The 12,432-nt window shown below is 73.8% G+C and carries 14 protein-coding genes; 11 read left to right on the top strand and 3 right to left on the bottom strand.

The features are described from left to right. Positions 1-108: 108 nt before the first annotated feature. Positions 109-423: an ArsR family transcriptional regulator gene (locus tag ACGFRG_RS28975; protein WP_361431259.1), complete on the bottom strand. Its 315-nt coding sequence runs from the start codon at positions 421-423 to the stop codon at positions 109-111. Between the two features lie 177 nt (positions 424-600). Between ACGFRG_RS28975 and ACGFRG_RS28970 the strand changes: the two genes are divergently transcribed. After that, positions 601-1,575, top strand: a complete 975-nt coding sequence (locus ACGFRG_RS28970) for a zinc-binding dehydrogenase (RefSeq protein WP_361431257.1) — start codon at positions 601-603, stop codon at positions 1,573-1,575. Positions 1,576-1,620: 45 nt separating this feature from the next. On the opposite strand, the gene ACGFRG_RS28965 is transcribed toward ACGFRG_RS28970, so the two are convergent. After that, positions 1,621-2,712, bottom strand: a complete 1,092-nt coding sequence (locus ACGFRG_RS28965; RefSeq protein WP_361431254.1) for a DUF5937 family protein — start codon at positions 2,710-2,712, stop codon at positions 1,621-1,623. 98 nt (positions 2,713-2,810) lie between these two features. Between ACGFRG_RS28965 and ACGFRG_RS28960 the strand changes: the two genes are divergently transcribed. Further along, positions 2,811-3,035, top strand: coding sequence for a hypothetical protein (locus ACGFRG_RS28960; RefSeq protein WP_361431252.1), 225 nt, complete (start codon positions 2,811-2,813; stop codon positions 3,033-3,035). A gap of 20 nt (positions 3,036-3,055) precedes the next feature. Here ACGFRG_RS28960 and ACGFRG_RS28955 read toward each other — a convergent pair whose 3' ends face one another. Then, positions 3,056-4,270, bottom strand: coding sequence for a threonine aldolase family protein (locus ACGFRG_RS28955; RefSeq protein WP_393268616.1), 1,215 nt, complete (start codon positions 4,268-4,270; stop codon positions 3,056-3,058). 118 nt (positions 4,271-4,388) lie between these two features. Here ACGFRG_RS28955 and ACGFRG_RS28950 point away from each other — a divergent pair, with 118 nt between their 5' ends. The 9 genes from ACGFRG_RS28950 to ACGFRG_RS28910 all read left to right on the top strand — a co-directional run bounded on the left by ACGFRG_RS28950 (position 4,389) and on the right by ACGFRG_RS28910 (position 12,430). Then, positions 4,389-5,288: a Rossmann-like and DUF2520 domain-containing protein gene (locus ACGFRG_RS28950; RefSeq protein WP_393268613.1), complete on the top strand. Its 900-nt coding sequence runs from the start codon at positions 4,389-4,391 to the stop codon at positions 5,286-5,288. Beyond that, a complete protein-coding gene (gene panC, locus ACGFRG_RS28945) occupies positions 5,285-6,271 on the top strand; it encodes a pantoate--beta-alanine ligase (protein ID WP_393268610.1) in 987 nt (328 codons plus the stop codon). Before ACGFRG_RS28950 ends, panC begins: the two co-directional genes overlap by 4 nt. Next, the gene (locus ACGFRG_RS28940; protein ID WP_393268608.1) at positions 6,268-8,016 is read left to right on the top strand and encodes an L-aspartate oxidase; all 1,749 of its coding nucleotides are present in this window, start codon (positions 6,268-6,270) and stop codon (positions 8,014-8,016) included. Before panC ends, ACGFRG_RS28940 begins: the two co-directional genes overlap by 4 nt. A 2-nt stretch (positions 8,017-8,018) precedes the next feature. After that, a complete protein-coding gene (gene nadC / locus ACGFRG_RS28935; RefSeq protein WP_393268605.1) occupies positions 8,019-9,029 on the top strand; it encodes a carboxylating nicotinate-nucleotide diphosphorylase in 1,011 nt (336 codons plus the stop codon). 3 nt (positions 9,030-9,032) lie between these two features. Next, positions 9,033-9,839, top strand: a complete 807-nt coding sequence (locus tag ACGFRG_RS28930; protein ID WP_361431238.1) for a type III pantothenate kinase — start codon at positions 9,033-9,035, stop codon at positions 9,837-9,839. Between the two features lie 137 nt (positions 9,840-9,976). Continuing rightward, positions 9,977-10,852, top strand: coding sequence for an arylamine N-acetyltransferase (locus tag ACGFRG_RS28925; RefSeq protein WP_393268603.1), 876 nt, complete (start codon positions 9,977-9,979; stop codon positions 10,850-10,852). Positions 10,853-11,031: 179 nt separating this feature from the next. Next, complete coding sequence (locus ACGFRG_RS28920) at positions 11,032-11,622, top strand: hypothetical protein (RefSeq protein ID WP_361431334.1); 591 nt, start codon at positions 11,032-11,034, stop codon at positions 11,620-11,622. Between the two features lie 14 nt (positions 11,623-11,636). Beyond that, positions 11,637-11,816, top strand: a complete 180-nt coding sequence (locus ACGFRG_RS28915; RefSeq protein ID WP_361431234.1) for a hypothetical protein — start codon at positions 11,637-11,639, stop codon at positions 11,814-11,816. A gap of 179 nt (positions 11,817-11,995) precedes the next feature. Further along, on the top strand, positions 11,996-12,430 hold the full coding sequence (locus ACGFRG_RS28910) for a BlaI/MecI/CopY family transcriptional regulator (RefSeq protein ID WP_361431232.1): 435 nt from the start codon (positions 11,996-11,998) through the stop codon (positions 12,428-12,430). The last annotated feature ends 2 nt before the right edge of the window (positions 12,431-12,432 follow it).

Below are 12,432 nucleotides of genomic sequence, written 5' to 3'. Positions count from 1 at the left end.
TGAGGCGTCCCGCGGGCGTGCGGGTCCGGTGGGGGCCGGCGGAACGCGGGGCGGGCCGTGCCCTGGCGGCGGGCGTTCTCCTGCTACCCGGTGGTGCGGGCCCGGCGGTCAGTCGCCGCGCAGGACCAGTTCCAGCAGCCCCGGGAAGCGGGAGTCGAACTCCTCGCGGCGCAGTCGGTTCACCCGCTTGGGCCCGCTGTCGCGCTGCTCGACCAGACCGGCGGCGCGCAGCACCGCGAAGTGATGGCTGAGCGCCGCCTTGCGTACGGGCACGTCGAACGAGCCGCAGCTGCGCGTCCACTCCTCCGACTCGGCCAGCTCGCGCACGAGCTGCAGGCGGACGGGGTCGCCGAGGGCGTCCAGCGCCGTGATCAGCGGAACCTTCTCGGGGTGGGTGTGCTCGGGGGCCGTGCGATGGGTCATCGGGTGTTCCTTTCCTCGGCCGGTCCTTGCCTGGATCCCCGCTGGATGTGCCGGTGCCGTGCCTGGTGCGGTGTCCTGTCCGTCGCCAGGCCCCTTGCCCGGTGTTCGACGAGGGTCGTACACTCCCCGGTGTTCGACCTTCATTGAACACTTTATGCGGCGAGGGGGAACCACGTCATGCGTGCGATTCAGGTCAGCGAGCTGGGCGGTCCGGAAAAGCTGCGGTTGGTGGAGACCGAGGCGCCCGCGCCCGGGCCAGGCGAGGTCGCGATCGACGTGGCGTACGCCGGGGTCAACTTCGCCGAGGTGAAGGCCCGCTCCGTCGGCTACCGGGTGACGGCCCTGCCGTTCGTGCCGGGCCTTGAGGTCTCCGGTCGGGTACGGGCGCTCGGCGCGGGCGTCCAGGGACTCGCGGTCGGCCAGGAGGTCGCCGCGATGTCCGAGGGCGGCGGCTACGCGGACGTCGCCGTGGTCGCGGCCGCCACCGTCTTCCCGGTGCCCGAGGGCGTCGATCTGCGGACCGCCGCGACGCTGCCCACCGTCCTGCCGACCGCGCACGCCCTGATCCACGAGGTGGGGCGGCTGCGCTCCGGCGAGACGGTGCTGGTCCAGGGCGCGGCGGGCGGCGTCGGCACGGTCGTCGGCCAGGTCGCGAAGCTCGCGGGCGCGGGCGCGGTGTACGGCGTGGTGTCCAGCGAGGCCAAGGCCGCGTACGCGCGCGAGCACGGGTACGACGACGTGTTCCTCACCGCCACCTTCGCCGACGACGTACGCCGGGCGACCGGCGGCCGGGGCGTCGACCTCGTCCTCGACCCGGTCGGCGGCGAGACCCTGCGCCGGGGCCTGGACGCGCTGGCCCTGTTCGGCCGGCTCGTCTCGTACGGGAACGCGGGCGGCGAGGCCCCCTGGCAGGTCGGCCAGCCCGAGCTGTACCCGCGCGCCCTCTCGACCTCCGGCTTCTCGCTCCTGACCCTGGCGGCAGCCGGCCCCGACGCCCTGCGCGAACTCGCGTCCCGGGCGTTCGCCCTGGCGACGGACGGCCGGGTGAAGCTCCCGGTAACGGCCGAGTTCCCCCTGGACCAGGCCCCGGAGGCCCACCGCCTGATGGAAAGCCGAACGTCGACGGGCAAGCTGCTGCTGAGGGTCAACTGAGCGCCGTCTGGAATGCGCGGCCCGCAGACGAAACAAGACCCCGCGTCAGCGAAGCACCCCCTCCAGGAAGTCGCTGCCCAGCCGGGCAACCACCGCCACGTCCAGCTGATGCAGCACATACCGCCCACGCCGCTGCGTAGTGAGCAAACCGGCCCTCTTCATCACAGAAAGATGCCGGGACACTTCAGGCGCACTGATCCCGTACGAGTCCGCCAGCTCGCTCGTCGTATACGCCCCCCGCGCCAGACTCCGGCACAACCGCATCCGCATCGGATGCGCCACCGCCTCCAGCCGGGCCTTCACCACGTCCACCGGCGCGGACCCGCTCAACTCGCCGCTGGACACCGGGTACTGGACGACCGGCTGCCACCCCGGCGCGTGCAGCGCGAACAGGTGCGGCCAGCCGAACGCGGTGGGGATGAACGTCAGCCCCGTGCCCGCCGCGCTGGTGCGGCCGTGGCTGAGCTTGTCGACCACGACCCGGCTGCGGCCCTCGTGCTCTTCGAGCGTGACCGCGCCCGACACCGCGCCGATTGCCTCGGCCGTGCCCTTGCGCTTGAGGAGCTCCGTCTTGTGCCGCGCGTCGGCGGCCAGTTGGACCCGTACGCGCTTCCAGGTGTCACCGAAGAACGCCTCGTCGCAGTCCTCCAGCAGCCGCCGTATCCACGCGCGCGCCCCCGGCGGGTCGAGCAGCACCCGCCGTACGAAGGCGGCCTGGCGGGGGCCGCGCGCGGCCGCGAGCTCCAGGGCTCGGTCCCGCATCCGCTCGTCGGTCAGCGGGGATGGCGCCCCCCTGTTGTAGAGGCTGGCGGCGCAGGAGATCTCCAGCGCCGCCGCCACGTACGTCTCGTCGTCCAGCCGGTCGAGGTCGTCCAGCTCCTCGGCCAGGGTCTCGCGCGGCCGGGCGGGCAGCAGGATGTCGGAACGGGTGGAGCGCCACAGGAAGTCCGCCTCGTGCAGCCGGTCGGCGAGCTCGGGCTTGAGGCCGCACGCCGTCGTGGTGATCCAGCCGTGCAGCCGCGCGTGGTGCGCGGGCTCGGACAGCGCGTGCAGGGCGGCGCCCAGCTCCGCCAGGGGAGAGGGTCCGAAAACGATCCGCTCCGGCGGCAGTCCCGTGATGTCGATGCACACGCTCATGCGCCCCATGGTGCACCGCCCCACCGACAACGCCCCGTCGATTGACGCCCCTGGTCAATCGACGTGCCGTGCCGCCGGGACAGGCGCAGCCTGGATGCATGGACGCCATTCAGCAGCACATGCTCGACACCTACCGCGCCGCCCGCCTCCAGCAGCCCGCCCCGCCCCTGCCGGGTACGCACGACGTGGCGACCCTGCGCGCGGCGCGCGACTACCGGCGCTTCGAGGCGGTCCTCGCGGGCCACCTGGCCCACGGCCGTCTGCGCGCCGCCCTCGGCCGCCTCCTGCCCTCCCCGCGCCCCCGCACCCCCGCCTGCCACTGAGAGTCAGGCTCTGAGCCCCGCTACCGCAGCCTTCGTACGAACTCGGCCACCGCGTCCCGTACGTCCTCCACCGACCACTCAAGGCCCGGCTCCGTCACCGTCAGCTCGGTGTAGGCGACCCCGGGCGGGCCGCCCGCGGGCGCCGGGAACCAGCGGCGGAAGAGCGTCACGCCGGTCTCCTCGGACTGGCCGAGGCCCGCGTCGTCCAGGACGTCCGCCTCGTACGGCAGCCACACCTGGAACTGGTGGGTGTGCGGCACCTCGGGGTTGATCCGGAACCACGGCACGCCCGCCTTGGCGAAGCCGTCCGCGAGCCCCTCGGCCACCACGCGCGCGTGGGCGACGTACGACGGGAGCTTCGGCAGCTCCCGCTCAAGGCCGACCAGCGCGGACAGGGCCGTCGGATACTGCTGGAAGAGCTGGCCCCCGTAGCGGTGCCGCCAGGTGCGGGTCTCCTCTACCAGCGACTCGGGCCCGACGAGGGCCGCGCCCGACAGTCCCCCCAGGGACTTGTAGTACGACACGTAGACGCTGTCCGCGAGGCCTGCGATCTCCTCCAGCGGGCGGTCGAAGTGCACGGCGCAGTCCCACAGCCGGGCGCCGTCGAAGTGGACCACCGCGTCGCGCTCCCGGGCCGCCTCGACCACCTCGGTCAGCTCCTGCCAGGTGGGCAGGACGAACCCGGCGTCGCGCAGCGGCAGTTCCAGCATCAGGGTGCCGAACGGCTCCTCGAAGTCGCGCACCTCCTGGGCGGTGGGCAGCCGGGGCGCGTCCGTCGGGTGGACCGTGCGCAGCCCGCTGACCGCGGTGAGGGCGCGCCGCTCGTGCACCTCGGGGTGGCCGAGCGGGTGCAGCGCCACCGTCGCGTTCCCGGTGCGCCCGGCCCACGCGCGCAGGGCGGCCTGCTGGGCCATGGTGCCGGTCGGGAAGAACGCCGCCGCCGGGAAGCCGAGCAGGTCGGCGGTGCGCCGCTCCAGCTCCGCGACCGGGCCGTCCCCGTAGAAGTCCGGCATCTCGGTGGTGTCGTACACCTCGCGCGCGTCGGCCGCGAGCGTGGTCAGCCGCTCGCCCATGCTGAACTCGCCGGGCATCCGGCACAGGGTCCGCGCCGAGGCGCGCCACGCGGCGATCCTGCGCCGGCGCGCGTCCTGCTCCGGGGCCGGGGCGCTCTCGCCCGCGCCGTTCTCGATCCGAGCGTGCTCGTGCTGGTCTTCCAGACCTCGTCGATCTTCCATGGCTCGATCATCACCCACAGCCTGTGGACAACCACAGGGGTCTGTCGAAACCTGGGCGTAGCATGACGGAGAAATCGTCCGGTACCCCTCGCGGACTGGAACGGAAGGCCCCCGCCGCGTGAACGCACAACCAGAAACCCGCCCAGCCCGCCTCACCGTCGGCGTCGTCGGTGCCGGGCGGGTCGGCCCTGCCCTCGCCGCCTCGCTCCAGCTCGCCGGGCACCACCCGGTCGCGGTCTCCGGCGTGTCCGACGCCTCCGTGCGCCGGGCGGCCGCGCTGCTGCCGGACGTGCCCCTGGTGGCGCCCGCCGATGTGCTGGCCGCCGCCGACCTGGTGCTGCTCACCGTCCCGGACGACGCGCTGCCGGGCCTGGTGGAGGGCCTTGCCGAGACCGGCGCCGTACGCCCCGGCCAGCTGCTGGTGCACACCTCCGGGCGGTACGGGACGGCCGTCCTGGCACCCGCCACGCGCGCGGGCGCGCTCCCGCTGGCCCTGCACCCCGCGATGACCTTCACCGGGACCAGCGTCGACGTCCAGCGCCTGGCCGGGTGCTCGTTCGGCGTCACCGCGCCCGAGGAGCTGCGCCTGGCCGCCGAGGCGCTGGTCATCGAGATGGGCGGCGAGCCCGAGTGGATCGAGGAGGAGAACCGCCCGCTCTACCACGCGGCCCTCGCCCTCGGCGCGAACCACCTGGTCACCCTGGTGGCCCAGTCCATGGAGCTGCTGCGCACGGCCGGTGTCGAGGCGCCCGACCGGATGCTCGGCCCGCTGCTCGGCGCAGCGCTGGACAACGCGCTGCGCTCCGGCGACGCGGCCCTGACCGGCCCCGTCGCGCGCGGTGACGCGGGCACGGTCGCGGCGCACGTGGCCGAGCTGCGCAAGCACGCCCCCGCCGCCGTCGCCGGATACCTGGCGATGGCCCGTACGACCGCCGACCGGGCACTCGCCCACGGCCTGCTGAAGCCCGAGCTCGCCGAGGACCTGCTGGGCGTGCTCGCGGACGGAGAGAACCGATGAGCCGACTGGTCCGCACCGCCGCCGAGCTGGCCGCCCTGGAGCGCGCCGGGCGCCGTGCCGTCGTCATGACCATGGGGGCCCTGCACGAGGGCCACGCCACCTTGATCCGCACCGCGCGCGAGGCGGCGGGCCCCCAGGGCCAGGTCGTCGTCACGGTCTTCGTCAACCCGCTCCAGTTCGGCGCGGGCGAGGACCTGGACCGCTATCCGCGCACCCTGGACGCGGACCGGGAGATCGCCGAACGGGCCGGCGCCGACGCCGTGTTCGCGCCGTCCGTGGACGAGGTGTACCCGGGCGGGGACCCGCAGGTCCGCATCACCGCCGGGCCCATGGGCGAGCGCCTGGAAGGCTCCTCGCGCCCCGGCCACTTCGACGGCATGCTCACGGTCGTCGCCAAGCTGCTCCACCTCACCGCGCCGGACCTCGCGCTGTTCGGGCAGAAGGACGCCCAGCAACTCGCCCTGATCCGGCGGATGGTGCGCGATCTGAACTTCCCCGTCGAGATCGTCGGCGTCCCCACGGTCCGGGAGACCGACGGGCTCGCGCTCTCCAGCCGCAACCGCTATCTGTCGACGGCCGAGCGCACCACCGCGCTCGCCCTCTCGCGCGCGCTGTTCGCGGCCCGCGACCGGCTCACCGCCGAGCACGCCCTCCACGCGCGCGCCGCCGCCTCCCACGTCAACGCCGGGCGCGCCGACGCGCTCTCCCGGATCGGCGAGGCCCGCGCGGCCGCCGACGCGTACGCGGTGGAGGTTGCCGGGCCGTCCCCGGCGGTCGTCCGGGCCGCCGCCCAGAGCGTCCTCGACGAGGCCGCCAAGGCCGAGCCCCCGCTCGAACTCGACTATCTGGCGCTGGTCGACCCGGCGACGTTCGGCGACGCCGAGGAGGGCTTCGCCGGTGAGGCGGTCCTCGCGGTCGCCGCGCGCGTCGGCACCACCCGCCTCATCGACAACATCCCGCTGACTTTCGGAGCACCCGAATGACCAGGACGACCGACGGTCCGACCCCGACCGGAATACGGCTGGACGCCCCCGAACCCGGCTGGGCCATCGACGCGGACGTCGTGGTCGTCGGCTCGGGCGTCGCGGGCCTCACCGCGGCCCTGCGCTGCACCGCCGCGGGCCTCGCGACCGTGGTGGTGACCAAGGCCCGGCTCGACGCCGGCTCCACGCGCTGGGCGCAGGGCGGCATAGCGGCGGCGCTCGGCGAGGGCGACACGCCCCGGCAGCACCTCGACGACACGCTGGTGGCGGGCGCGGGGGTGTGCGACGAGAACGCCGTGGACGCCCTGGTCACCGAGGGCCCGGACGCGGTCCGGCGCCTGATCGCCACCGGCGCCCGGTTCGACACCGACGAGTCCGGCGAGATCTCGCTGACCCGCGAGGGCGGCCACCACCGCCGCCGCATCGCCCACGCGGGGGGAGACGCCACCGGCGCCGAGGTCTCGCGCGCGCTGGTCGAGGCGGTCCGCGAACAGGCCGTACGGACCATCGAGAACGCCCTCGTCCTCGACCTCCTGCGGGACGAGGAGGGGCGTACCGCGGGCGTCACCCTGCACGTCATGGGCGAGGGCCAGCACGACGGCGTGGGAGCCGTCCACGCCCCCGCCGTGGTGCTCGCCACCGGCGGCCTGGGCCAGGTCTTCTCGGCCACCACCAACCCGGCGGTGGCCACCGGCGACGGCGTCGCCCTCGCGCTGCGCGCCGGCGCGGAGGTCTCCGACCTGGAGTTCCTCCAGTTCCACCCCACGGTGCTCTTCCTCGGCGCCGACTCGGAGGGCCAGCAGCCGCTGGTCTCCGAGGCCGTACGGGGAGAAGGCGCCCACCTCGTCGACGCCTTCGGGACCCGGTTCATGCTGGGGCAGCACGAGCTGGCGGAGCTCGCCCCGCGCGACATCGTCGCCAAGGCCATCACCCGCCAGATGCAGCTGCACGGCACCGAGAACATGTACCTGGACGCCCGGCACTTCGGTGCGCGGATGTGGGAGCAGCGCTTCCCGACCATCCTCGCGGCCTGCCGCGCGCACGGCATCGACCCGGTCACCGAGCCCATCCCGATCGCCCCGGCCGCCCACCACGCCTCCGGCGGCGTGCGCACCGACCTGCACGGCCGCACCACGGTGCCGGGCCTCTACGCGTGCGGTGAGGTCGCCTGCACCGGCGTGCACGGCGCCAACCGGCTCGCCTCCAACTCCCTCCTGGAGGGCCTGGTGTTCGCCGAGCGCATCGCGGCGGACATCGCGGCGGGCGGCCACGCACGCGTGGCGGCCGCCGAGCCCGCCGTCCCCGCCGCTCCCGCCAAGGACGCCGCGGTCTGCCCGCTGCTCGCCCCCGAGGCGCGCATCCAGATCCAGCGCACGATGACCAAGGGCGCCGGAGTGCTCCGCTCCGCCGACAGCCTCGCCGAGGCCGCCGCCCGCCTTGAGGCGATCCGGGCGGGTGCCGACGGCGCCGACGAGCGCAAGGCCGCCGAGCCCGGCGTGGACGCGTGGGAGACCACCAACCTGCTGCTGGTCGCGCGCGTGCTGGTGGCCGCGGCCGCCGCCCGCGAGGAGACCCGCGGCTGCCACTGGCGCGAGGACCGGCCCGACCGCGACGACGAGCACTGGCGCCGCCACCTCGTCGTACGGGTGACACCGGACCGTACGCTCGACCTCCGCCGTACCGATTCCGCAGACTTCCCCCCGACGGTCGCACCGGCCGTCTCCGACGCCCCCAGGGAGCCGTAACCGTGAGCACCCCCGACGAACACCGTCCCGAGCCGGTGGACGTACCGCTGATCCAGATCGGCGCCCCCGCCGGCTCAGGCGGCTGCGGCGACGACTGCGGCTGCGGCGAGGAGGACGTGTACGAGTGCGGGCTCGACCCCTCGCTCGCCGTGCTGCTCGCCGAGGCGGGCCTGGACCCCGTGCAGGTCGAGGACATCGCGCACGTCGCCATCGAGGAGGACCTGGACGGCGGCGTGGACGTGACGACCGCGGCGACCGTGCCCGAAGAGGCCGTCGCCACGGGTGACTTCAGCGCGCGCGAGGCGGGCGTCGTCTCCGGTCTGCACATCGCGGAGGCGGTCCTGTCGATCGTCTGCACCGAGGAGTTCGAGGTCGAGCGGCACGTCCAGGACGGCGACCGCGTCGAGGCCGGGCAGAAGCTGCTCAGCGTCACCACCCGCACCCGCGACCTGCTCACCGGCGAGCGCAGCGCGCTGAACATCATGTGCCGCCTGTCCGGCATCGCGACCGCCACGCGCGCGTGGGCGGACGCGCTGGAGGGCACGAAGACCAAGGTCCGCGACACCCGCAAGACCACGCCGGGGCTGCGCGCCCTGGAGAAGTACGCGGTCCGCTGCGGCGGTGGCGTCAACCACCGGATGTCGCTGTCGGACGCCGCGCTGGTCAAGGACAACCACGTGGTGGCGGCGGGCGGCGTCGCCGAGGCGTTCAAGGCCGTACGGGAGGCGTTCCCGGGCCTGGCGATCGAGGTCGAGGTCGACACGCTCGACCAGGTCGGCGAGGTCCTGGCGGCCGGCGCCGACCTGATCCTGCTGGACAACTTCACCCCGGAGCAGACCGCCGAGGCCGTCGAACTGGTCGCCGGGCGCGCCTTCCTGGAGTCCTCGGGCCGCCTCACCCTGGACAACGCCGCCGCGTACGCCGCGACCGGCGTCGACTACCTGGCGGTGGGCGCGCTCACCCACTCCTCCCCGGTCCTCGACATCGGCCTCGACCTCCGCGAGGCGGAGTAACCGATGCTCCTGACGATCGACGTAGGCAACACGCACACGGTCCTCGGCCTGTTCGACGGCGAGGAGGTCGTCGAGCACTGGCGCATCTCCACCGACGCGCGCCGCACGGCCGACGAGATGGCGGTCCTGCTCAACGGTCTGATGGGCATGCACCCGCTGCTCGGCGCCGAGCTGGGCGACAACATCGAGGGCATCGCGATCTGTTCGACGGTGCCGTCGGTGCTGCACGAGCTGCGCGAGGTGACCCGCCGCTACTACGGCGACGTCCCGGCGGTGCTGGTCGAGCCCGGCATCAAGACCGGCGTGCCGATCCTGATGGACAACCCGAAGGAGGTCGGCGCGGACCGCATCGTCAACGCGGTCGCGGCCGTCGAGCTCTACGGGGGCCCGGCGATCGTCGTCGACTTCGGCACCGCGACCACGTTCGACGCGGTCAGCGCGCGCGGGGAGTACGCGGGCGGGGTCATCGCGCCCGGCATCGAGATCTCGGTCGAGGCGCTGGGCGTCAAGGGCGCCCAGCTCCGCAAGATCGAACTGGCCCGGCCGCGCGCGGTGATCGGCAAGAACACGGTCGAGGCGATGCAGGCCGGCATCGTGTACGGGTTCGCCGGGCAGGTCGACGGGGTCGTGACCCGGATGGCCCGCGAGCTCGTCGGCCCCGGGGGCGACCCGGACGACGTCACGGTGATCGCGACGGGCGGCCTGGCGCCGATGGTCCTGGGCGAGTCGCACGTCATCGACGAGCACGAGCCGTGGCTGACGCTGATCGGCCTGCGGCTGGTCTACGAACGCAACATCTCCCGCCTGTAGTTGCCCGGGCCGGGGCCCCGTACCGGGCGCCCCGGCCCCAGGACCCGGGCCCCGAGGCCAAGGGCCGAGGTCAGGGGCGGAATACCGCCGCGCTCCGCGTCGCTCCAACCGTCGTACGTATGTTGGCGATTGACGCGATGACACCAGGAGCCCGCAGCATGTGGAACGGCGACGCACTCGATCTGGACGCCTATCTGGACCGCCTCGGATACGACGGCGACCGCTCGCCCTCCCTTGAGACGCTGCGCGCGCTGCACCGGGCCCATGTGCTCTCGGTGCGCTGGGAGAACCTGGAGGCGGTGCTGTACAAGCACCGCTCGCTCGACCTGGCCTCGGTCCAGGCCAAGCTCGTCGGCGGCGCGCGCGGTGGCACCTGCTACGAGCACGTCACCCTCTACGCGGCCGCCCTGGAGCGCCTGGGCTTCACGTTCTTCGCGGTCCAGGGCCGGGTCCAGATGGGCGCGGCCAAGGTGCGGCCCGAGACGCACGCCATGGTGATCGTGGAGCTGGACGGCAGGCGCTGGCTCAGCGACATCGGCTTCGGCGCGAGCCCCCTGGAGCCCATCGAGCTGACCGACGCGACCGAGACCACGGACGGCGTGTGGGCGTACCGGCTGCGGCGCGGTGAGGTCACGCCCGGCGCCGACGGGTTCACCCTCTACCAGCCCACCCGCGAGGGCGAGGACCAGGTCGACAACACCGGCGACGGCTGGATGGTCCGGCACACCTTCACGCTCAACCCGCAGTATCCGGCCGACTTCCGGGTGACGAACCACTTCGGCTCCAGCAGCCCGTTCTCGCCGTTCAGCGACCGCGTCTTCGCGCAGCGCGTGCACCCGGACCGGCTGCACATCCTGGACGACCGGCGGCTGCTCACGGTCCGCCCTGGGGAGCCGGGCCCGCCGGAGACCCGGGAGCTGGAGCCGCACGAGGTGCCGAAGGCGCTGGCCGAGGTGTTCGGGGTCGAGCTGTCGCCCGAGGACGCCGAGCTGCTGCTGACGAAGCTGAGCTGAGCGGGGCCGGGCCGGGGCCGGTCCGAGCCGGTCCGAGCCGATCCGCGCGGGCCGGGCCGGAGCCGGGGCGCGAACCCCCGGCCCCGGCCCAACGCGCCGGACACTGTCCATTAAACGGATTTTGTCCATTTACGACGTATTGTCGCCGCATGCCCACGCCCTACGGATCCCGCGGCGGAATGGCCTTCAGCGCAGAGGAGCTGCGGGTGCTCCGACGCGCCCTCGCCGTCGCCCTCCACCCTGTCCCCCTCGCGGACGCGGACGTCCAGGACTGCCTGCGGCTCGCCGGCTCCGTGGACGAGGCGGCGCGGGAGGCGAGTCGGCTGCGCGCGTTTCTGCTGGCCGATCTCGCCCGTTACCGCACCGCCCTGCCCGGCTCCGCGCCCGGCTATCTGGAGCTGCTCCAGGACGCCCTGGCGGCCGGTTACGACCCGCAGCCCGACGACCTGATGGCGCTGCGCGGCCTGCGCGCCCACCCGGTCGCCGCCGCGCTGCTCGAACGGTGCCGGCGGCTGGCCGAGCGGTCGGTACGGACCCGCCTGGCGGCCGCGACCCCCGGGCCCCGCACCCGCCTGCTCGCCTTCCCGGGCGGGCGCGCCGCCGCCGACGACCCGAGGCCGACGCCGAAGCCGCAGCCCAAGGCCGAGCCGCAGCCCGCGCGGCCGCAGCCCAAGGCGCCGCGCCCGGACCGCCCCATCCCCACGCCCGGCGAGGTCTTCCCGCCGCGCCGCAAGCCCACGCCCCCACCGGCGGCACGCGCGGCCGGGTAGCTACTCTGGTCGGCATGGACTACGTTTCCGCGCTCGTTCCCCCCGTGGTGATGGCCGTCTTCTTCATCGGGCTCATCGCGACGATCGTCAAGAGCCAGGGCGGCCCCAACAAGGGCAAGGAGGACGCGGCCGTGGACGCCGCGATCGCCCGCGCCGAGGCGGCCCAGCAGCAGCCGACCGCCGGCCAGGCCTGAGCCGTACCGCCGCCGGGCCCGTGCGGCCCGCCCGGCCGTGCGTACCCGCATACGCGCGTACGCACACGTACACGTAAGCGTGACAAGAGCGCGCGTCCCTTATCGGGGCGCGCGCTCTTTTTGCTGTTCACCACCGTAAATAACCAGCCATTCGCGACATCTCCCACTATGGTGCAGATGTGCCTCGCCAATTGGGAGAGCTGGAAGACGCCGTGATGACGCGCGTCTGGCAGTGGAACCGACCGGTCACCGTCCGGGAAGTCCTGGAAGACCTTCAGCAGGAACGGTCCATCGCCTACACGACCGTCATGACGGTAATGGACAATCTCCATCAGAAGGGCTGGGTGCGCCGGGAAGTCGACGGGCGGGCCTATCGATATACCGCTGTCTCCACCCGAGCCGCCTACGCGGCCGCACTGATGAACGAAGCGTGGTCGCAGAGCGACAACCCGGCCGCCGCCCTTGTCGCCTTCTTCGGCATGATGTCGCCGGAGCAGCGGGAAGCTCTGCGTGATGCCGTACGGATGGCCGGACAGCCTATGGAGAGCGCGCCGGACACCGACTCCCCGCCCCCGCCCGGGCCCGATGAGACCGGGGACGCCCCGGGGCGATAGCG

Source organism: Streptomyces sp. NPDC048696 (genome assembly GCF_043198895.1).
Classification (GTDB): Bacteria; Actinomycetota; Actinomycetes; order Streptomycetales; family Streptomycetaceae; genus Streptomyces.
The sequence above is the reverse complement of the archived record's forward strand: the minus strand, read 5'-3'. Positions and strand labels throughout refer to the sequence as shown.

Coding starts and splice junctions, on each gene's coding strand:
- ACGFRG_RS28955 (WP_393268616.1), bottom strand. CDS start 4,270: ATGGAAGATCGACGAGGTCTGGAAGACCAGCACGAGCACGCTCGGATC.
- panC (WP_393268610.1), top strand. CDS start 5,285: ATGAGCCGACTGGTCCGCACCGCCGCCGAGCTGGCCGCCCTGGAGCGC.
- ACGFRG_RS28920 (WP_361431334.1), top strand. CDS start 11,032: ATGGCCTTCAGCGCAGAGGAGCTGCGGGTGCTCCGACGCGCCCTCGCC.
- ACGFRG_RS28915 (WP_361431234.1), top strand. CDS start 11,637: ATGGACTACGTTTCCGCGCTCGTTCCCCCCGTGGTGATGGCCGTCTTC.
- ACGFRG_RS28940 (WP_393268608.1), top strand. CDS start 6,268: ATGACCAGGACGACCGACGGTCCGACCCCGACCGGAATACGGCTGGAC.
- ACGFRG_RS28930 (WP_361431238.1), top strand. CDS start 9,033: ATGCTCCTGACGATCGACGTAGGCAACACGCACACGGTCCTCGGCCTG.
- ACGFRG_RS28965 (WP_361431254.1), bottom strand. CDS start 2,712: ATGAGCGTGTGCATCGACATCACGGGACTGCCGCCGGAGCGGATCGTT.
- ACGFRG_RS28970 (WP_361431257.1), top strand. CDS start 601: ATGCGTGCGATTCAGGTCAGCGAGCTGGGCGGTCCGGAAAAGCTGCGG.
- ACGFRG_RS28975 (WP_361431259.1), bottom strand. CDS start 423: ATGACCCATCGCACGGCCCCCGAGCACACCCACCCCGAGAAGGTTCCG.
- ACGFRG_RS28960 (WP_361431252.1), top strand. CDS start 2,811: ATGGACGCCATTCAGCAGCACATGCTCGACACCTACCGCGCCGCCCGC.
- ACGFRG_RS28925 (WP_393268603.1), top strand. CDS start 9,977: ATGACACCAGGAGCCCGCAGCATGTGGAACGGCGACGCACTCGATCTG.